Source organism: Planktothrix agardhii (genome assembly GCF_904830935.1).
Classification (GTDB): Bacteria; Cyanobacteriota; Cyanobacteriia; order Cyanobacteriales; family Microcoleaceae; genus Planktothrix; species Planktothrix agardhii.
The window spans coordinates 41,909-61,063 of sequence record NZ_LR882956.1; the positions used below are offsets into that span (position 1 = coordinate 41,909).

Consider the following 19,155-nt stretch of genomic DNA (forward strand, 5'->3'; position numbering starts at 1 on the left):
TAAAGTTAAGTTACTCTGCTAAACTCTATTTAATTCCCAAAATCCTGCTAATTTACCTGCGATCGCATTTTTAGGCAATAGTAATCTTCCTTTTATTTTGTGAAGTAGAGCGAGATAGTGAAACCAGAACAACTGAAGCAAGGTATGATCATTCGCGGTTCGATCTTCTCTGAACCAGTAAAAGTGATAACTGTCCAACCGATGATGGATGGAGTCAAACTGTTTGGGCAAGGAATTAATACAAATCAAGTACACCAACCATTCTTAACCTCTGAACAGATTGCCCAGCTTGAAGCTACCCCAGAACAAGAACCCTTTGATGGCGATGCCCAAAAGTTTCGCTATGGGATTGAGGCAATGCGATTAGGTTTAGCTTATGAATACGATCCATTTTTCGCCCTTACCGTTGCACGAGTTGATCCCCTACCCCACCAACTTGAAGCCGTTTACGACTATTTTTTGAAGCAACCGCGAATCCGTTTTTTATTGGCCGATGATCCAGGTGCGGGTAAAACGATTATGGCAGGTTTACTACTTAAAGAATTGAAGGCTAGAGGATTAGTTAAGCGCGTCCTGATTGTTACACCTGCAAACCTGACATTTCAGTGGCAACGCGAAATGAAAGACAAGTTTCGTGAAGATTTTGAAGTAGTGCGCGGTGATATTCTCCGTGCTAATTATGGTGCAAATCCCTGGCAAGATAAAAATCAAGTTGTTACTTCAGTTTCATGGATATCGCGGGTTGATGATGCTAAGGAAAGCCTGTTGCGTAGCCATTGGGATTTAATCATTGTTGATGAAGCCCATAAGATGAGTGCCTATAGTTCTGATCAAAAAACACTAGCTTATCAACTCGGTGAGAAGTTGTCAGAAATGACCGATCACTATTTACTGATGACTGCTACCCCCCACAAGGGCGATCCGAAAAACTTTTGTTTGTTTTTAGCCTTACTGGATCGTGATGTTTATGGGGATGTAAGCAGCTTAGAAGAGGCGATGAAACGTAATCATGCTCCTTTCTATCTACGTCGAACTAAGGAAGCACTGGTCACATTTCCTGACCCGGAAACTGGAGAAGTAAAAAAGCTTTTTACTCGTCGCATTGTCCAAACTGCCGATTTTCAAATTAATAACGATGAGCTAGATTTTTATGATGAATTGACACGCTATGTTGAAGATCAGTCAATTAAGGCAGCAATGGATGACTCCAATCGTGGACGGGCTTTAGGGTTTACGATGGCTATGTTACAGAGGCGTTTTGCCTCAAGTGTTTATGCTGTGCGCCGCAGTCTGGAACGGATGTGTGAAAAGCGTAAGTATATCCTCGAAAATCCAGCAGCATACCGTCAGGAATTAATTGACCGGAAATTACCTGATGATTTTGACGAACTAACGGAAGAAGCTCAAGAAAAAATTTTAGGTGATCTCGAAAATGTAGTAGCCAATATTGATCCGATTGCCTTACAAGATGAAATCAGAATACTTAATAAGCTGATTAAATTAGCGAAAGATTTAGAACATCGTGAAATTGAATCAAAATTACAACGACTGAAGCAGTTATTGGTAGAAAAAGGCTTTTTTAACGATCCCAAAATGAAGCTGCTGATTTTTACTGAACATAAGGATACCCTTGACTTTTTAGCAGGTGATGGTAAAAATGAACGTCCTCTAGGCAAGCTTAAACAGTGGGGTTTGAGTGTTACCCAAATTCATGGAGGGATGAATATAGGCGATCGCAATACCCCTAATACCCGCATTTATGCCGAGCGTGAGTTTAAAGAAGATTGTCAAGTATTAGTAGCAACGGAAGCGGCGGGTGAGGGGATTAACCTTCAGTTTTGCTGGCTAATGATTAACTATGACATTCCTTGGAATCCTGTTCGTTTAGAACAACGGATGGGCAGGATTCATCGTTATGGACAGGAAAAAGACTGTTTGATTTTTAATTTTGTTTCTACAAATACCCGTGAAGGGAGCGTATTTTGGAAACTATTTGAACGTCTTCAAAAAATTGAGGCTGATCTTGATCCTGAAAATACGGGCAAAGTTTTCAATGTTTTAGGCGATGTTTTTCCAGCCAATCAAATTGAAAAAATGCTCAGGGAGATGTATGCTCGTAATCTCACCGAAGATGTAATTAAAGATCGGATTGTCAGTCAGGTAGATACGGAACATTTTCGCAGAATTACCAAATCGGCATTAGAGGGACTAGCAAAACGCGAACTAAATTTATCTAATTTGATTGGCAGATCTACTGATGCTAAGGAAAAGCGATTAGTGCCTGAAGTAGTCGAAAATTTCTTTGTTGAAGCATCTTCTATTGTTGGTATTCATCCTAAAGCTATCACCTCCAACCCGAATCCCAAAGGACGAGGGGGGGAGATGGGCAAAATCTATCGCATTGGACGTATCCCGCGCCATCTTTGGGCAACTGGAGATGAGCAAGAATCGCGTTTTGGTAAACTGGGACGGGAATATAAACAGATTGCTTTTGACAAAAAAGTTCTCGATCTAGATCCAACAGTGGAATGGGTGACACCAGGACATCCCCTGTTTGAGTGTGTGCGAAAAGAGGTACTAAAACAAACAGAACAAGACTTGCAACATGGCGCAGTATTTTATGACTTGCAGCGCACCCAACCCGCAAGGTTAGATATTTATTTAGTGGTATTTCAAGATGGGCGTGGCAATAAACTCCATGAACGTTTATATGTGGTGCAAACTGAATTAGACCAAACTTTATCGCTCAAACAACCAACGATTTTTCTTGACTTAATACCTGCAACGGAAACAAGTGAATTTCCTGATCATCTTAATTTACCAGATAGTCTACAGCTTGAACAGTTTTTGATTGAATCTGAGTTAAACGGATTTCTGTTAGAAATGCAGCGCGAAAGAGAGCGAGAAATTAAAATAATCTCTGACCATACGGAAATTAGTTTATTGGCAATTATTGATCGTTTACAGATTCAATATGGTGAATTATTTGATAAAAAGGAATCAGGGTCAGAAGAAACGGGTTTAGATGGGCGTTTGAAACAAGCGGAAGATCGTCTGGATGAATTAAATACAAGATTGGATCGGCGCAGGATAGAATTAAAACAGGAGCGTAATTGTATGATTGCTGCCATTGAACCAAAGGGTAGGGCATGGGTATTACCTCATCCTGAGCGTTACGCGCCTGATATTGCACCAATGGTTAGTAATGCTGAAATTGAGCGAATTGCAGTTAATGCGGTGATCTCGTATGAAGAAGCACAGGGTTGGCAAGTTGAAACTGTAGAATCTGAAAATCGTGGTTTTGACTTGATTTCGCGCCAACTTCACCCTGAAGATACTAAGACGGCGATCTCAGTCAAGTTTATTGAGGTTAAAGGGCGATCTCAGGTTGGACGGGTCGCTTTAAGTGATAATGAATATCGTACCGCCGAGCGTCTTAAACAAGATTATTGGTTGTATGTGGTGTTTAACTGTGCAACCAAGCCAGAAGTTCACCCCATTCAAGATCCAGCTAAACTAGATTGGGAGGCAATTGTTAAAGTAAAACATTACCAGGTGGATGCCGATCAGGTTTTAAATATCAAAAATCAGGATATTTAATGCCTATTTTGGCGAAAAATTTACAGGAGGTTAACGAATTATGACTCTTAAAGATTCATTAGTTGCTGTCTTAGAAGACTTGTCAGTAGAGGAACAAATGGAATTGTTGAGCTATGCCAAGCTCTTGAAATCTAAGAACCCTGTTAAGCGTCCTAGAAAAAGCTTAAAGGGGATGTGGGTAGACTTGGACATTCATATTACTGAAGAAAATATCAAAGAAGTGAGGCGTGAGATGTGGGGAAATTTAGATAAGAAATTTGCAGATCTATGAGTGCGATTGTTGCTGATACCCATGCCATTGTTTGGTATTTTCGTAGTCCAGAAAAATTAGCCTATGATGCGTCGATTGCCTTTGATCATGCCGTTAATAATGGCTATCCAGTTCATATATCGGCAATCTCGATTGTAGAAATAACTTACCTAGTTGAAAAAAATAGACTTCGGGGTTTGAGTAGCAACTGTGCGAAAAGTGCCGTTAAGCCAAAAACTCAGTTGTATCAGTAGTTTCAGATGTTAACATTTCTAACGTTTTGTATCTTGAAAAATGTTCCAGTTTAACTAAGGTTTCATTGGTACAGAAATTTAGTACCGTATCTCAAGGGTTTCAGCCTGGGTTTTTCAGGAAAGTTCAACTGGTACAGCGATTTCAAAATCCTTAACGGCACTTTTAACATGGTTGCTACTCAATCCCCACTTCCTCAAGTTGCTTTAGATCAGCTTATGAGAATCTCGCCGATCCTGATGTTGGGTTAGTAGTTGTACCGATGGATATTTTAGTTGCTAGGACTTTGGCGAAAATATCACGCGAAACTGTCCCTGAGATGGGCGATCGTATTATTGCCGCTACTGCTCTCTATCTAGGCTTGCCTTTAGTAACGAAAGACCACAGGATTAGAGAACTGTCCGTTATTAAGACTATTTGGGACAACCCCAATCCTAACGCCTAAACCATGATCTATCCCAAACGCCTAATCGAAGTTGACCTACCTATTAAACGTATTTCTGCCCATGCCAGACGGGAGAAATCCATTAGACATGGACATATTTCAACTCTACATATATGGTGGGCGCGGCGACCATTAGCAGCTTGTCGGGCGGTGATTTGTGCTTCATTGTGGATTGATCCGGTTGATGAATTATGTCCCCAAATATTTCGAGATCAAGCGGTAGAAATTATTACTAAGTTTGCTCAGAAAGCAGCCGCAGATGGATGCTGTTCACCAGAAAATTGGAGTAAATGGAAAATATTAGTTAAACCTGAAAATAAGCTAGATTCACAAAACCCAAGTCATTTAAACATATTGCGCTATCGTTTATTAGATTTTATTGCGGATTTTGCTAATTGGGATAATTCAACTCAACCTGATTATCTGGAAACAGCGAGGGCTTTGACTCAAGCAGCCCATGAAGCATTAGGTGGGGAAGTGGGGACACGCCCCCTTGTGGTTGACCCGTTTGCGGGTGGTGGGTCGATACCCTTAGAGGCTTTACGAGTGGGGGCGGATGCTTTTGCTAGTGACCTAAATCCGGTGGCGGTGTTGTTAAATAAGGTGGTTTTGGAATATATCCCCAAATATGGGCAACGTTTGGCGGATGAGGTGAGAAAATGGGGACAATGGGTGAAGGAGGATGCTGAGAAGGAGTTAGCAGAATTTTATCCTAAAGATGAGGATGGTAGTACGCCTATTGCTTATTTATGGGCGAGGACGATTATTTGTGAAGGGCCTAACTGTGGATATCAAGTTCCTGTTTTAGGTACTTTTTTACTTCGCAAGAAGGTAGGTAATTATGTGTCCATAAAACTAATTAAAGATCAAACTAATCGAAGTTTTAAAACTATATTAGTTACAAATTCAAATGATACAAGCGGGACGGCTCGTAGAAGTTCTGTAACCTGTCCAAATTGTGGCTATACAACACCAAGATCTCAGGTTGAAGCCCAGATGATTAAGAAAGAAGGTGGAGCGGCAACAGCCCAAATGGTTGCAGTTGTGACCACTAGAAAAGGTCAGACAGGAAGATTTTATCGGATTCCTAATGAAACGGATTTGAATGCTGTAAAAGATGCACAAAATCACTTACTTTTTAAAATTAGGGAACATAACTCAAAGCCTTCATTTATTCCAGATGAAGACTTGCCTTACCTTCGTAGTATTTTCAATGTTCATGTTTATGGAATTAGAAAGTGGGAAAAATTATTCTCACCTAGACAACAACTAGCAATTGGAATCTTATGCGAAATAATGCAAAAACTGCAAATCATCCTCAAAGAAGAAAATTCAATAACTAATGAATTCGCTTCCGCTATTCTTGTCTGTATTGCTTTTGCGATAGATAAACATATAGATTTTAATTCATCTATCTCACGATGGGCAAATCATATGGAGAAAAGTGTTGCTACATTTGGAAGACAAGCTCTAGGAATGCTCTGGGACTGGGGCGAAATGATTCCCATTGGAGATTCTACAGGAGCATATATTGTTGCTCTTAATTGGTGTATTAAGGCAATTGAAGGAGTTGTTAGAGCAGAGCTACACCAAGGTTGTGCAAATATTAATTCTGCTACTGAGCATCCACTTCCTAACGATTCTGCTGCTTGTTTAATAACTGATCCACCCTATTATGATGCTGTTCCTTATGCGGATTTGTCAGATTACTTTTATGTTTGGCTTAAACGCTCATTAAATGGTCTTTCAATAGAAGGATTTTCTGATGTATTGACACCAAAAGAGAAAGAAATCGTTCAGCTATCAGAAAGAAATAAAGAATATGCTTATAAAACTAAGGATAGATTTGAAGAATTGATATCTATTTCCCTCAGTCAGAGTAGGAGATATGTCTCTGCTGCTGGAATTGGTGTAGTAGTTTTTGCCCACAAAACAACTGAAGGTTGGGAAGCTATGTTAGAAGGACTTATTCGATCTGGATGGATAGTTACAGCATCTTGGACAATAGATACAGAAAAACCTGACAGACTTCGCGCCCAAAATTCAGCCGCCCTTGCCTCATCTGTTCACCTAGTCTGCCGCCCCAGAGAAAACCCAGATGGTACATTACGCGAAGAAATTGGCGATTGGCGCGATGTATTACAAGAACTCCCCAAACGGATCAAAGAATGGATGCCCCGACTCACCGAACAAGGCGTAGTAGGTGCAGATGCCATCTTTGCTTGTTTAGGCCCCGCCCTGGAAATCTTCTCCCGTTATTCCAGTGTTGAAAAAGCAAGCGGTGAAATTGTCCCCTTGCGTGAATATCTCGAATATGTCTGGGCAGCCATTTCCAAAGAAGCCCTCAGCACCATCTTTAAAGACGCAGATACCTCCAACTTTGAAGAAGATGCCCGTTTAACTGCCATGTGGCTCTGGACACTTTCAGCCGGAGAACCCTCACCCCCAGCCCCTCTCCCAGATGGCGAGGGGAGCGAAGATGATGATGATGACGAAAATACTAGCAAAAAACCCAAAATAACAGGTTTTAGCCTTGAATATGATACCGCCCGTAAAATCGCTCAGGGACTCGGCGCCCATCTGGAAAACCTGACTCATCTTGTCGAAGTTAAAGGCGATAAAGCCCGACTGTTACCTGTTAAAGAACGTGCTGCTTACCTATTTGGTAAAGAAGGCATTATTCCCGATATTCCCAAGAAAAAAGCCAAAGGTGATAAACAACTTATTATTATAGGCGTACTTGATGAACTTCCCGAAGACGAACATGGGGAAGTCAAAATTTCCCGTATTGGTGAAACCATTTGCGATAAAGTACATCAAGCAATGCTGTTATTTAACTCAGGACGTAGTGAAGCACTCAAACGCTTTTTAGTTGATGAAGCCATTGGTAAAGATATTAAATTCTGGCAACTAGCACAATCATTTTCAGCCCTTTATCCGGCGGGTACAGACGAAAAACGCTGGGTTGATGGCTTATTAGCTCGTAAAAAAGGTTTAGGACTTTAGAACTATTATAGGAGAAAAAAGATTATGCAAGCCAATGAAATCACACTTTATGAACTAGAAGAACGATTAAATCTACAAGTCGCTACCGATAGCAACTTCTTTACGGAATGGCTAGAACCGATCTCACTCTCTGAAGAAGAAAAAGCCAAGTGCGATCGCATCCGCAACCAATTTATGCGACAAGTGTTATATCGCCGTAAAACCATCGAAGTATTAGTAAAAATGCTAGTTTTATCGCCCTTGTTAGATATAGCAGGTTTTTATCAAGACCCCTTTGATATTTCTGCTGAAGATCCTGTTATCATTGACGAAGAAGATAATAGCGAGCCTGTGCGTGGTCGGTTAGATGTCTTGGTATTTAATAGCGAATTATGGATAGCTGTTATCGAAGCCAAAGGCTTAAAATTCAGCACATATTCCGCCATTCCTCAGACCCTTGCCTATATGTATGCCAGCCCCAACCAACCTACTCATCCTACCTTCGGCATGGTGACAAATGGGAATAACTTTTTATTCCTGAAAATGGAAAAATCGAGACAACCAGAATACGCATGGTCAGCCGAGTTTTCGCTACTAGATCCGCGTGAAAACCCACTGTATGAAGTGCTAGGCATTCTCAAACGTCTATCTACCAAAATTTCATGAGGTATATATGATTGCTAACCTTCAATCACTCACCATGTCCCCCGCAGAATATCTCGTATGGGAAGCCGATCAAGATACTAAATATGAATACGAAAACGGCAAAATTATCGCCATGACAGGCGGCACAATTCCCCATAGCCAAATTTCCGCCAATCTTGCTGCCCTGCTAATTCCCCACTTGCGCGGTAAAGGTTGCAAAGTCGCCATCAGCGATGCCAAAGTCACTACCCCATCAGGCAAATATTACTATCCCGATCTCATTGTTACCTGTGACGAGCGCGATCGCTTTGCCCGTGACTTTTTGCAATACCCCACGATCATTGTCGAAGTGCTGTCACCCGCCACCGAAGCCCGCGATCGCGGTATCAAACAGCAACACTATATGCTGATCGATACCCTGCAAACCTATATCCTAATCACACCAGAGCGACCCAGAATCGAGATCTACCAACGCCGTAGCGACTTAGCTTGGGAATATCTATCCCTTGCGATCGAGCCCCCAGACTTGGTAGAAAACAATCCAGAAATTCACATCACCAGCCTAAACCTAACCTTTTCCCTCTCAATTCTTTACGAAAATATTAACTTCCCATCCGAAACCAATGTCCTATAGTAATTTCACCCTAAGACAAGTAGAAAAAGACTTTCATTTGCAAATTGAAGAAAAAATCGATCTGTTTGCCCATGTCGAAGCGATCGCTCCCAGTGACGACCTCAAACGCATTCTTGCCGAAAATATTCCCTTAGCCCTAGCTATTAATACTGAAAAAGCGCGATCAGAATTTCTAATTGCTCCCACCTTACTCGAACTCAGACGGCGATCGCCTATTCCCATCAGTCTATTTTCTGGCACAGAATTTAGCATCAGTCCCGAACAAGGATTATCAGGTTATTGCGACTATTTAATCAGCCTATCTAAACAGCAACTAATGATTAGTGCGCCAGTAGTTGCCATTGTCGAAGCAAAAAACGAAGATATTAAATCTGGGCTAGGACAATGTATCGCTGAAATGATCGCCGCCCAATTATTTAACGAACAAGAAGACAACGATATTAAGACAATTTATGGCATTGTTACTTCGGGCGAAATCTGGAAATTTCTGCAAATATCTGAGCAAACCGTAGTGATTGATCTGACTGACTACTACATTACTAACATCGACAAAATTCTCGGCATTCTCCTACAATTAATCCCCGCGCATTAAAAAACTAAATTCAACTAAATTCAAAATCAACAAACCAGATTAAACAAATGCTCCTAAAACCTTGGTACAAAATTGAAGGACTTACCCCACGGGAAGACTTACGGAATAACCGACCCCTTGATGCTTCAGAATTTGCTGTAAACCTTGATCATGTCCGGGAAAATCGCGCCCCCATTGACTACCAAGACCCGGAAAAATTCTTGAGCCGTACCTATCTCACCCATTGGCTGGCTGAATTTGCCGGACAAGTAATGCGCCGTTTATCGGGTGTGAAAACAGAAGCTAATGCAGTCTATAACCTGGCGACTCAGTTTGGTGGAGGGAAAACCCACGCCCTCGCCCTGCTTTACCATCTAGCAAAAAATGGACAGGCCGCAGAATCATGGTCTGGTGTTCGCAAGATTATTACCCAAGCCGATATTAAAACCTTACCTACTGCGAATGTAGCTGTCTTTGTTGGTACAGAATTTGACTCCTTAACTGGTCGCGGCGGCAATGATGGTACACCCTTACGCAAAACTCCCTGGGGGGAAATCGCCTTTCAGTTAGGGGGTGAGGAAGCTTTTAAAATTGTTGCCCAACACGATGCCGAATTTACCGAACCCAAGGGGGATGTGATTCGGGCTTTTCTACCTAAAGATAAACCCTGTTTGATTTTGATGGATGAAATCCTTAATTATGTTTCCAGCTATCGCAAATATGGCTATCATGATCGCCTTTATAACTTTATGCAGGCACTTTCAGAAACTGCTAGAGGTGAAGATCATATTGTTTTGATTGCTTCAATTCCGGCTTCAGTTATGGAATATACCGCCGCCGATGAAGCTGATGAACAACGTTTCAAGAAAATGCTAGATCGTGTTGGTAAAGCTGTTGTCATGTCTGCGGAAGCAGAAGCTTCAGAAATTATTCGCAGAAGGTTATTTGAATGGGATGAACGAGCGGTAACTACTGATGGTAAAATTATATTACCCAAAGACGCGATCGATACCTGTAATAAATATGCAGATTGGGCTGTGGAAAATCGCTCCTTACTTCCTAGCTGGTTTCCCATTGATAATGCCAGTGAAGCCTTTGCCGCCACCTATCCCTTTCATCCTACTGTAATTTCAGTCTTTGAACGTAAATGGGCAGCATTACCCCGATTTCAGCGTACAAGGGGTATTTTACGCTTACTAGCCCTCTGGGTATCTCACGCCTATCAAGAGGGTTACAAAGGCAACCACAAAGATGCACTGATTACATTAGGTACAGCCCCTCTTAACGATCCCATATTTCGATCAGCCGTGTTTGAGCAAATGGGTGAAGGTCGTCTCGAAACCGCAGTGACAACCGATATCTGTGGCAAAAAAGACTCTCATGCGTTTCGACTGGATCTCGAAGCAACTGAAACGATTAAAAAGGCAAGATTACATGGTAAAGCCGCAACTACGATTTTCTTTGAGTCAAATGGTGGTGTAGTTCGTGCTGAAGCAACCTTACCCGAAGTTCGTTTAGCGATCGCCGATTCTAGTATTAATATTGGTGATGTGGAAACAGTCTTAGATACGCTCAAAACAGACTGTTATTACCTGATAGTTGAAAGCACTAAATATCATTTCAGCCTTTCGCCTAACTTAAATAAGATTTTAGCAGATCGCCTAGCCAGTGTGCAAACGGAAGATATTAGTAAGCGGATTGAAAATGAAATCAAAAAAGCCTTCCCTTCTGTATCTGGTGTAGATGTTAAGTATCCCAAACAATCGGGCGATATTCCTAACGTACCTAAATTAACTTTGGCAGTATTATCTATTGATCGTCCGATGAGCGATGCTAACACATTGTCATTTGTAGAAAAGCTGATTCGTGAGTCGGGTACATCTGATCGCACCTATAAAAGTGCCGTGATTTTGGCGATCGCTGACTCGGAAAACCTACTCAGAGATGAAGCGCGTAAAGTGTTAGCTTGGGAAAATATTCGTGACCAAGAATGGGATACATTAAATGATGTGCAGCAAAAACAACTGAGTGTGAATCTCAAAAAAGCCGAACGTGACGTTCAAGAAGCAGTATGGCGTTCCTATAAATATACTGTTTTACTAGATAAAAACAATCAACTACGCACGGTTGATATGGGAGCAGGTTCATCTAGTAGTGCCGATAGTTCTAAATCAATTACAGCACTTATCCTTAACCGACTTAAAACAGAGGATATTCTCCAAGATGCGATCGCCCCGCGCTTTTTAGTGCGTAACTGGTCACTCGTTTTTAAAGAATGGAGTACAAAAGCAGTCCGTGATGTCTTTTTCTCGTCACCTAGCTTGCCTCGTCTTCTCAATGGTAATGCGATCAAAGAAACCATCGTCAAAGGTGTAAAAGAGGGCAGTTTTGCCTATGTTGGTAAAACATCTGATAGCAAATATCAACCCTTTTATTTTAAAGATTCGCCACTAGACATTGACAGCGTTGAAATTTCTGATGATATTTATTTGATTAAAGGTGAAGATGCCGAAAAGTACCAAAAAGAACAGGAAGATCCATCTCGACTAACCACTTTAGAGATCACCCCAACAGATGTCACCCTAAAACCCAATCAAGGACAAACATTTACTGTCAAAGGAGTTGATCAACGTCATCAGAATATTGCGATCGCTAATGTCCTCTGGACAGCCACAGGCGGCAATATTGACGCGCAAGGAATGTTAATTGCGGGCGAAATCACCGGAAACTTTACAGTTAATGCTACCGTTGGTGCGATCGCTAATACCGTTAGTTTCACCATTGAAAAAGAAACTGTTCCTAGCAATGACACTCCTGCTCCAGATGGGGATGAGAAAAAAGTCGTACCAACGCCACCCAATCAATTAAAATGGTCTGGAGAAGTTACGCCCCAAAAATGGACACAGTTTTATACAAAGGTGTTATCCAAATTCTCAGCCACTAAGGACTTGAAACTAAAACTCAAGGTTGAGGTTGTTGTGGATGGTGAAATTTCAGAACAGAAAATTGAAGAAACAAAAGTTGCATTGCAAGAACTTGGTTTAGATAGCGACATTCAAACACATTAAGTTCAGTGGTGATTTTTGTCTAAAGTAGAAAAATGATAGATTTAGGACTATGTTTTCCCTCAAGGTGCTTGTTCATAATTTTGAATTTCGGGTTTGAGTAGCAACTGTGCAGAAAGTGCCGTTAAGGATTTGGCTTTGACTGTACCCGTTAAACCTTAGTTGAATTGGTACAAAACGGATTGAGATTTGTTAAGAAAAGTCAACTTCTAAAACCTATGCTGTAATTGATTTTAGTCTTAGCGTAAGTTTCTGTACGATTGCTACTCAAACCTTTCTACTCAGGTACAGCTTCCTTGGGGTCTTTCGGTTTTTTCTCAAACACTTGAATTGCGGGGTCAGCCAAAACAAAACCATCGGGAGTAGCTTCTCCCATCTTCCCAGCAATCGCTGCCACCCACATCGGAAAATTTGCTTGCGCTTCCTCTAGTTTTTTGAACATTTTCGGCTTCACTGTTATTGTGAAGATTCTGCCATCACAGTCAACAGCAAATTGCTTCCAGTTATTCTCAACGGTCTGAACATCCGTCGGAAATTCCGTAATTTTCAGGGTTAATTCCAGCTTTCCTATAACTGCCATATCTTAATGAGGATGATTTCAACACCATCCAGATTATATTCTATGTCTTAACCGCCAAGGCGGTTGCTGTAATCCGCTATTTGAATGGGGCAAAAAGGGCGCTGATTGCCTTGGTTGAGAAGCTTTGGGATAAGTATGCGGTTTCTAGTCGGGAATTGGAGGCGGAGCGATCGCAAACTTTAGGAGAGTTGAATGAATTTTTGGTTAAACTAGGATATGTCAGTTAGGCATAGGAGTTGATGGTGATTACTCTCTAGGTCAGAATCTGGATCGAAGTCTGGATCGAATTTAAACAATTTAGGAGCTAACTAAAATGCCAGCTATAAAAAAGCAAATTGTGACAGATGAGGATTTTAACCCTGTGGCGGTGATTATTAATTACCATGATTGGAAAAGGATTGAGGCGTTGTTGTTTGAACATGAACAGAATTTATTAGTTGATAAACAAGCGGTTTCTTTGTTCGCAAAATCACTCACAGATGAGGAGTTAAATGTCTTTCCAATTATGCAACTAGCCGAAACAGGTTTTGCTGAATGGAACGATCCAGAAGAGGATATTTATAATGATGTTGCCTAAAACCAATGAAATTTGGCTAGTTAGATTCCCTTTCAGCGATTTAACGTCTTCTAAGCTCAGACCTGCTTTAATTATTTCTGTTCATAGAGAAGAAGTTATTCTTGTTGGTATATTCTCCAAAATACCCGATATCGCTTTACAAGATAATTGGGTACTGATTTCTGAGCAATATCTCAATTTTCAGCAAACAGGTCTGAAAAAGAGTTCTTTGATTCGGACTGACAAAATAGCAACGGTGAGCAAAGAGCTATTTGTAAAACAATTAGGTTTTCTACCTGTTGATTTAATTTCTTTGGTTCATAATGCCCTTAAAAAATCTCTGAATTTATCAGATTAAAATATCCTTATCAAAAATTTCCCTAAATCTCATAAAGTCAAGCTATTTCGGGTTATTGTTTCTACCAACAGAACGGAATATGTAGCAACTAATGACTTAACTCAAGCATCCACATTGGATACGAAAAAAACCTGTGCTATTCGCTGGAAAATAGAGGAGTTTCACCGAGAAATTAAGCAGTTAACTGGGATTGAATCTTGCCAGTGTCGTAAAGCTAGTATTCAAAGAAATCATATTGCTTGTGCCCTTTTAGTTTGGAATCAATTGAAAAGATTAGCTCATCTGACAAAGAAAACAGTCTATCAGTTAAAAGCTGAATCTTTGTCCAGTTATTTAATCAAAGAACTGAATTGTCCTTCGATAAAAATGGAACTTGTTTGATTCTTTTGGGTTTATTTTTAAATAAATAATCAGGACTTTTTAGGGTGATTGCTATTATCATTGGTATGCGATCGCCTACTTTTAGTATGCTATATATAGCGTGCTTGCGTAAGTCCTGTCAGAATCTGACTGAATCCTGCAAACTGTAATAAAATACTTAATTAATGCAGTAAGTAAGTAAATCAGTATGGGAATAATTGCCTTAATCAATCAGAAGGGGGGGGCGGGGAAATCTACCTCGTCAGTGCATTTAGCCTATTGGCTTCAGTTCAAACAGAACTATCGGGTGTTGCTGGTAGATGCCGATGCTCAACGGTCAAGTTCCCAATGGGTAGCCGGGATGGGGATTGAACTTGCTTGTCAGGTGATTCAATCCCCAGATGACATCCTAGAAAAGATTCCAGAGTTAATCAAAGATTACGATTACCTAGTTATTGACGGCCCGGCGAGTCTTTCCGAGGAAACCAGAGCTATTTTATTCCGATGTGATTTAGCCGTAATTCCGGTGCAACCGACGGGTGTTGATTTACGGTCTGCCAGCGATGCCATGCGATTACTCAAACAGGCTACAGGCTCAGTCTGTGCGGGGGGGATTGCCCAAAGGTTTAGTTTTCCTAAGTCGGGCGGTGAAGAATACCAAACTCAAACAGGAGGCGATCGCCCTTTTATCTCAAATCCCCGATGCTAAATTTTTAAAACCCATCATTCACCAAAAACAAGCCATCGCCGATACTTCCGGTCAATCACTAACTGTTTGGGACTTACCAGGACAAGCCGCCAGTGAAGCTGCTATCGAATATGACCGATTATTTAAAGCCATCCTCAAACAATTGCCAGAGGGAGTATGACCAATAAAAAACAAACCCGTAAACCCTTGAGTGATGCTTTAGCCCAAGAATTTGTCTATGGAGAAAATTCAACACCGGCGGTAACTCCCAAACCGATTGAAATTTCCGAACCCCAACCCATTCCCCAACCAGAAACAACATTTATGGACAGATTACAAGTTCAACCCAAAGAAGGGACAAAACGGTTCACCGTCGATTTACCCGAATCCACCCATCGAAAATTATCAATGTTGGCGGCCAGGACAGGACGAACCAAAGCGGAAATCGTCAGACTCCTATTAGATGAAGCATTAGAGAACGTTCAGGATTAATTGTCATAAAACTTTACAGCGTGTCTGCCAAGTCGCATCCGGGTCACGGTAGCGGTGCATCATCTGTATAGCGTCATGGGTAGTAATAGCCCCATAAAATAATCCAAACACCGCCGCAAAATGCCCTTTTAAATCAATGCTAACCCCCGTCCCGATTGTCGGGGTAACTATTACAACATCGTAATCTTTAATGATTAAATTAATATTTTTGGCACAACAGAAAGCGGGGTGATTGGGGTCTGCTACGGTTTCACTATCAATCCTTAAAATTCGTGCGCTAGGGAATAGCTTTTTGATACGCGATTCTGAATTAACAGCACTCCACAGCCCCTTGCGTTTTTGGCTATCCTCAACAATTAAAACCTTTTCACCTTGCGTTAAAACTTCCCCTACTGCCATAAATAATTTCATGGGTTCGGACTGATTGTAAACAATTACGTCCCGATGATTGCCAGAATAATTATTGACAATTACGAAAGGTTTTAACTCAGGATTGCTAGACAATCCCAGAAGATAATCAATAGAATAATCGGACAAATCTGCATCTTGAGCGATGATCAATCCATCAGAAGCCGTCACATTTTTGATTAATAATTCAAAACTATTAATAATATTAGTCCGGTTTTCGATACAAGTGGAACTGTTCATCATGTGCCATAAAACTTGCTCGACTTCATCTAAGATAACGATTGCACCTTCCCAAGCATCGGGGTCAAAATTGGCTTGGCTTGATGGGTGTAGGCTATCTACGCACAAGCCAAAGCCGAACAATTTGCCCTCAATACTTCCCTTGCAATCTTCAATCCAGTTAATTCCAATTGCTTCACAAATAGCCCTCCCTAATTCAATCCGGTGGGTGATGACTAACACCGGGCGACCCGTCCCTTTAGCTTTACGAATCAACTCAATTAATGATTGAGTTTTCCCTGTTCCCTGAACGGATTTAATAAAACACATACCCCGCACTGGGTACGGTAATTTTCCGAGGTATTTTCGATTAAGAATTCGATTTGGTTTATAGCTTAATTTGTGTCCTTTTTTAAATTGCCAGTAGCGATAATCATTGGCGGCAATATATAGATCATCAAAAGCTAATACCCCCCGCTCAAAAATAAAATCATCAACACCCTTTTCAGGGCCTGGTAATTCAATAACTTTAGGGATTGCTTTGGATTTCAGAAGTAGCTCGGATAACTTGCTAATTTCTCTATTAACTGCTGCAATAGTTTTGGGTTTCAAATCATGATCAAAACAGATCGTAATTGTCCGATCCTCTGTAGCAAATTTTGCAATCTCAGGGATTAAGAAGGGTTTGCACGGGGCTTTATTATAATCTTTAGTCCTAACCCCCCCGTTGATTCCCGGTAGCCCAATAGCTGCATACCCGGCTGATAATAATGCGGCGGTTTTCTTGGCTCCCTCTGTTATCACAATGGGGATATTTTCATCCCATACCCACTGCCAGAAACCCGCGTCAACCAAATCTAAATTTTTATTGAGTTCGGGAATCTGTGTTGGGATTCTCTCTAAGTAAGATGCCTCCGCCCCGGCTTTGGTGGCAATCTTTAATCCAATCCTAAAAGTTACCCGCAGGAAAAAGGCACGGGTTTCCACTTTTGGAGGATGTTCATACTTAATTTTTTTAGTTGGGTTAGTTCTGTCTGGGCGGGGTTTATCGGGCTTAAATGCTCCCCATTGCATCTGGCCCCAACCATCAAACGGATCAAGCCCGGCACACCACAAACCGCCCTCGATTAAATGTTGTTGCTTGTAAATGCGATTCAATTCTCTTTGATGAACGTGCTTTGTTCTGCAATCTATGTCATCAAGTTTTTGGTACATAACCGCTTCAATAGCTTCATCCCCTGACATTGATCGGAAATTCAGATCAATGAGTTCAGGTGCGATCGCGCTATTGATTAATTCCTGATAATGTTGGGGATTAATCATCTCGCACCCCTTTTAGTCACTGAGTTTTGGGGGTTGCTGTTTAAGAATTTACCCTCTATTTTTTCAAGGCTTTCTAATTGTCGGGGGGATAATTTAAAGATTTTGCCGTCCCGTTCTGCAATCCTTAAATTCTTGATTAAATCATTAATAAAAATGGATTCCCAACCGTTAACCTTATTCTTTAACGATTCAAGTCTGATTTTTAATTCCCGATGGCGATCAATATTTTTTGGTTTGGGAAGCCATTTAATGAAGCGATCGCAACCCGAACAGACAAGTTTTTGGTTATGGGGTGGTGGCGCGTCCTTAACCTGAAATCTACTAGAGCCACAGCTAGGGCATTGTTGATTAATCATGCCGCCCCCGTGTTGGTGAGGTTTGGCAATTCTTACAATCTACAGATATCCGGTGTAGATTGTGGGGATTATATGGTATAGTTAAACAATCGTTTAAGTATTGAGTTCGTGACAAAAATTTGAAACTATACGCACAGAATAGACATTTTGCTGATATCATAGATGTATTACGGATACCCCGATTGGGGCACTACTACCCTGTAGATTCCTTTTAATCAAGCGTCAAAGTTGCCACAGAGAGCTTAATTAAAAGGTTTATACAGATTTACAAGAGAATAAAAATTAAGGCTGCGTAATTGTACTAGCAACTACGCGGCTTTGTTTTTCTGGGATTGTTTCCTACCAATGTCAGCAATATATTCTCGGATTATCTCAGAGCGAGTTTTTCCGGTTCTCATCATCTCGCGCTTAAGAATAGCTCGATCATTACCTGAAAGTGTGAAGCCCGTGGGATAATATTTTCTTTGTCGCATATTTTTTACCTTCAAACCAACAATAAAACTATTATACCGCAACAGCAGAGGTTCGGATCTCTGTAGTTCCATTTTGATGTACAGAAAATTATTTTAACTTGTTTTTAATCAAATAATTTGATTAAAAACAATTTGGCTCGCCGTTTAAATACCTCCCACAATATCCCCCGCTCCTAACCCCGTATTGAATCAAATAATCCTCGTAAGTTTTCTCCCGTTCAGGCGGTGAAACAATTTTATAGTTAGGTGCAAACCTATCACGGGTTAGACAACCGGAACCGCCGTTATTCTGTAAGCAAAACCAAGCATCTGATCCTTCCTTAATAACAATAGGCTTCTCTGGTTTTTTCACAACAACTTTGGGCTGTTCCGATGGTTGGGTAGGTGTTGTTAATTTCTGATTACTAATATCGGGTTTAGGCTGTTCCTTTGGGTCAGTTTTTGTGATAGTTTGACGACTATTAACTACATGAATAATTCCCCCAATCAAGCTAACGGTGATGGTAGCGATCGCAATCCCTTTTAGAAGTATCAATTTAGGCGGTTTATTCTCATCCAGTATTGAAGCTGTCGGGGTAATGTTAATTGTTTGCATATTGTCACTGGGTTAGTGTTAATAAATTGATAAGCTGTCATGTCATGTCATCGTGTCATGAGTCGGAATTGACCCCCAAACAAACCCATAATCACCGAACCTGATACAACGGTTTTCAAAAGTAATAACCGGAGTTTGCTCTCATCCTGAATCGAATAATTATTGTTGCTATTCACTGACTGCATAGATTTAATTAGTTAGTGTTAGTAAATTGTAGATTATCAAGATTGGGATCAAACTTGACACTTTTAAAATTATTTATTTCTTCAACTATCTTCATCCCTAAACCAAAGCTTTGTA

17 protein-coding genes and 2 pseudogenes are annotated in these 19,155 nt (G+C 40.9%); 15 read left to right on the plus strand and 4 right to left on the minus strand.

The features are described from left to right. Positions 1 to 117: 117 nt before the first annotated feature. The 9 genes from NMG88_RS22285 (at position 118) to NMG88_RS22325 (ending at position 12,450) form a co-directional block, all read left to right on the plus strand. Positions 118 to 3,600: a helicase-related protein gene (locus tag NMG88_RS22285; RefSeq protein ID WP_254035900.1), complete on the plus strand. Its 3,483-nt coding sequence runs from the start codon at positions 118 to 120 to the stop codon at positions 3,598 to 3,600. Between the two features lie 40 nt (positions 3,601 to 3,640). Continuing rightward, entirely contained in the window at positions 3,641 to 3,871 is a 231-nt protein-coding gene (locus NMG88_RS22290) for a hypothetical protein (protein WP_254035901.1), read from the plus strand. Then, positions 3,868 to 4,104 carry a PIN domain-containing protein gene (locus NMG88_RS22295; protein WP_254035902.1) on the plus strand — a complete coding sequence of 79 codons (237 nt, stop codon included), beginning with the start codon at positions 3,868 to 3,870 and terminating at the stop codon, positions 4,102 to 4,104. Before NMG88_RS22290 ends, NMG88_RS22295 begins: the two co-directional genes overlap by 4 nt. Positions 4,105 to 4,364: 260 nt before the next feature. Next, complete coding sequence (locus NMG88_RS22300) at positions 4,365 to 4,547, plus strand: PIN domain-containing protein (RefSeq protein ID WP_254035903.1); 183 nt, start codon at positions 4,365 to 4,367, stop codon at positions 4,545 to 4,547. A 3-nt stretch (positions 4,548 to 4,550) separates the two neighbouring features. Continuing rightward, the gene (locus tag NMG88_RS22305; protein ID WP_254035904.1) at positions 4,551 to 7,553 is read left to right on the plus strand and encodes a DUF1156 domain-containing protein; all 3,003 of its coding nucleotides are present in this window, start codon (positions 4,551 to 4,553) and stop codon (positions 7,551 to 7,553) included. Positions 7,554 to 7,577: 24 nt separating this feature from the next. Beyond that, complete coding sequence (locus NMG88_RS22310) at positions 7,578 to 8,198, plus strand: type I restriction enzyme HsdR N-terminal domain-containing protein (protein WP_254035905.1); 621 nt, start codon at positions 7,578 to 7,580, stop codon at positions 8,196 to 8,198. A gap of 7 nt (positions 8,199 to 8,205) precedes the next feature. Continuing rightward, positions 8,206 to 8,811: a Uma2 family endonuclease gene (locus NMG88_RS22315; RefSeq protein ID WP_254035906.1), complete on the plus strand. Its 606-nt coding sequence runs from the start codon at positions 8,206 to 8,208 to the stop codon at positions 8,809 to 8,811. Continuing rightward, positions 8,801 to 9,403, plus strand: coding sequence for a hypothetical protein (locus NMG88_RS22320; protein WP_254035907.1), 603 nt, complete (start codon positions 8,801 to 8,803; stop codon positions 9,401 to 9,403). Before NMG88_RS22315 ends, NMG88_RS22320 begins: the two co-directional genes overlap by 11 nt. A gap of 47 nt (positions 9,404 to 9,450) precedes the next feature. Next, a complete protein-coding gene (locus tag NMG88_RS22325) occupies positions 9,451 to 12,450 on the plus strand; it encodes an ATP-binding protein (protein WP_254035908.1) in 3,000 nt (999 codons plus the stop codon). A gap of 274 nt (positions 12,451 to 12,724) precedes the next feature. On the opposite strand, the gene NMG88_RS22330 is transcribed toward NMG88_RS22325, so the two are convergent. Continuing rightward, positions 12,725 to 13,027, minus strand: coding sequence for a fertility inhibition FinO-like protein (locus tag NMG88_RS22330; RefSeq protein WP_254035909.1), 303 nt, complete (start codon positions 13,025 to 13,027; stop codon positions 12,725 to 12,727). Positions 13,028 to 13,340: 313 nt separating this feature from the next. Here NMG88_RS22330 and NMG88_RS22335 point away from each other — a divergent pair, with 313 nt between their 5' ends. From NMG88_RS22335 to NMG88_RS22355, 5 genes and pseudogenes are all read left to right on the plus strand, one after another. After that, positions 13,341 to 13,604, plus strand: a complete 264-nt coding sequence (locus tag NMG88_RS22335) for a hypothetical protein (protein WP_052369771.1) — start codon at positions 13,341 to 13,343, stop codon at positions 13,602 to 13,604. Next, the gene (locus tag NMG88_RS22340; RefSeq protein WP_081846502.1) at positions 13,594 to 13,941 is read left to right on the plus strand and encodes a type II toxin-antitoxin system PemK/MazF family toxin; all 348 of its coding nucleotides are present in this window, start codon (positions 13,594 to 13,596) and stop codon (positions 13,939 to 13,941) included. The genes NMG88_RS22335 and NMG88_RS22340 overlap by 11 nt, the downstream gene beginning before the upstream one ends. Positions 13,942 to 13,944: 3 nt before the next feature. After that, a pseudogene (locus NMG88_RS22345) lies at positions 13,945 to 14,322 on the plus strand (transposase); the annotation flags it as partial. 187 nt (positions 14,323 to 14,509) lie between these two features. Beyond that, positions 14,510 to 15,170 (plus strand): annotated as a pseudogene (locus NMG88_RS22350) (AAA family ATPase). Further along, entirely contained in the window at positions 15,167 to 15,481 is a 315-nt protein-coding gene (locus NMG88_RS22355) for a ribbon-helix-helix domain-containing protein (RefSeq protein ID WP_087882304.1), read from the plus strand. Before NMG88_RS22350 ends, NMG88_RS22355 begins: the two are co-directional and overlap by 4 nt. Positions 15,482 to 15,484: 3 nt before the next feature. On the opposite strand, the gene NMG88_RS22360 is transcribed toward NMG88_RS22355, so the two are convergent. After that, positions 15,485 to 17,431 carry a plasmid replication protein, CyRepA1 family gene (locus NMG88_RS22360; RefSeq protein WP_254035910.1) on the minus strand — a complete coding sequence of 649 codons (1,947 nt, stop codon included), beginning with the start codon at positions 17,429 to 17,431 and terminating at the stop codon, positions 15,485 to 15,487. 153 nt (positions 17,432 to 17,584) lie between these two features. Between NMG88_RS22360 and NMG88_RS22365 the strand changes: the two genes are divergently transcribed. Beyond that, on the plus strand, positions 17,585 to 17,746 hold the full coding sequence (locus NMG88_RS22365) for a hypothetical protein (RefSeq protein ID WP_227398370.1): 162 nt from the start codon (positions 17,585 to 17,587) through the stop codon (positions 17,744 to 17,746). Between the two features lie 349 nt (positions 17,747 to 18,095). Here the strand turns inward: NMG88_RS22365 and NMG88_RS22370 are convergent, their stop codons facing one another. Both NMG88_RS22370 and NMG88_RS22375 read right to left on the minus strand, forming a co-directional pair. Beyond that, on the minus strand, positions 18,096 to 18,332 hold the full coding sequence (locus NMG88_RS22370) for a hypothetical protein (RefSeq protein ID WP_235753779.1): 237 nt from the start codon (positions 18,330 to 18,332) through the stop codon (positions 18,096 to 18,098). Positions 18,333 to 18,381: 49 nt separating this feature from the next. Next, a complete protein-coding gene (locus NMG88_RS22375) occupies positions 18,382 to 18,855 on the minus strand; it encodes a hypothetical protein (protein ID WP_254035911.1) in 474 nt (157 codons plus the stop codon). Positions 18,856 to 19,155 lie beyond the last annotated feature (300 nt).

What these genes read in the sequence shown, in the direction of transcription:
- NMG88_RS22290 (WP_254035901.1), top strand. Translation starts at nt 3,641, where the DNA reads ATGACTCTTAAAGATTCATTAGTTGCTGTCTTAGAAGACTTGTCAGTA.
- NMG88_RS22295 (WP_254035902.1), top strand. Translation starts at nt 3,868, where the DNA reads ATGAGTGCGATTGTTGCTGATACCCATGCCATTGTTTGGTATTTTCGT.
- NMG88_RS22300 (WP_254035903.1), top strand. Translation starts at nt 4,365, where the DNA reads ATGGATATTTTAGTTGCTAGGACTTTGGCGAAAATATCACGCGAAACT.
- NMG88_RS22305 (WP_254035904.1), top strand. Translation starts at nt 4,551, where the DNA reads ATGATCTATCCCAAACGCCTAATCGAAGTTGACCTACCTATTAAACGT.
- NMG88_RS22310 (WP_254035905.1), top strand. Translation starts at nt 7,578, where the DNA reads ATGCAAGCCAATGAAATCACACTTTATGAACTAGAAGAACGATTAAAT.
- NMG88_RS22315 (WP_254035906.1), top strand. Translation starts at nt 8,206, where the DNA reads ATGATTGCTAACCTTCAATCACTCACCATGTCCCCCGCAGAATATCTC.
- NMG88_RS22320 (WP_254035907.1), top strand. Translation starts at nt 8,801, where the DNA reads ATGTCCTATAGTAATTTCACCCTAAGACAAGTAGAAAAAGACTTTCAT.
- NMG88_RS22325 (WP_254035908.1), top strand. Translation starts at nt 9,451, where the DNA reads ATGCTCCTAAAACCTTGGTACAAAATTGAAGGACTTACCCCACGGGAA.
- NMG88_RS22330 (WP_254035909.1), bottom strand. Translation starts at nt 13,027, where the DNA reads ATGGCAGTTATAGGAAAGCTGGAATTAACCCTGAAAATTACGGAATTT.
- NMG88_RS22335 (WP_052369771.1), top strand. Translation starts at nt 13,341, where the DNA reads ATGCCAGCTATAAAAAAGCAAATTGTGACAGATGAGGATTTTAACCCT.
- NMG88_RS22340 (WP_081846502.1), top strand. Translation starts at nt 13,594, where the DNA reads ATGTTGCCTAAAACCAATGAAATTTGGCTAGTTAGATTCCCTTTCAGC.
- NMG88_RS22355 (WP_087882304.1), top strand. Translation starts at nt 15,167, where the DNA reads ATGACCAATAAAAAACAAACCCGTAAACCCTTGAGTGATGCTTTAGCC.
- NMG88_RS22360 (WP_254035910.1), bottom strand. Translation starts at nt 17,431, where the DNA reads ATGATTAATCCCCAACATTATCAGGAATTAATCAATAGCGCGATCGCA.
- NMG88_RS22365 (WP_227398370.1), top strand. Translation starts at nt 17,585, where the DNA reads ATGGATTCCCAACCGTTAACCTTATTCTTTAACGATTCAAGTCTGATT.
- NMG88_RS22370 (WP_235753779.1), bottom strand. Translation starts at nt 18,332, where the DNA reads ATGGAACTACAGAGATCCGAACCTCTGCTGTTGCGGTATAATAGTTTT.
- NMG88_RS22375 (WP_254035911.1), bottom strand. Translation starts at nt 18,855, where the DNA reads ATGCAAACAATTAACATTACCCCGACAGCTTCAATACTGGATGAGAAT.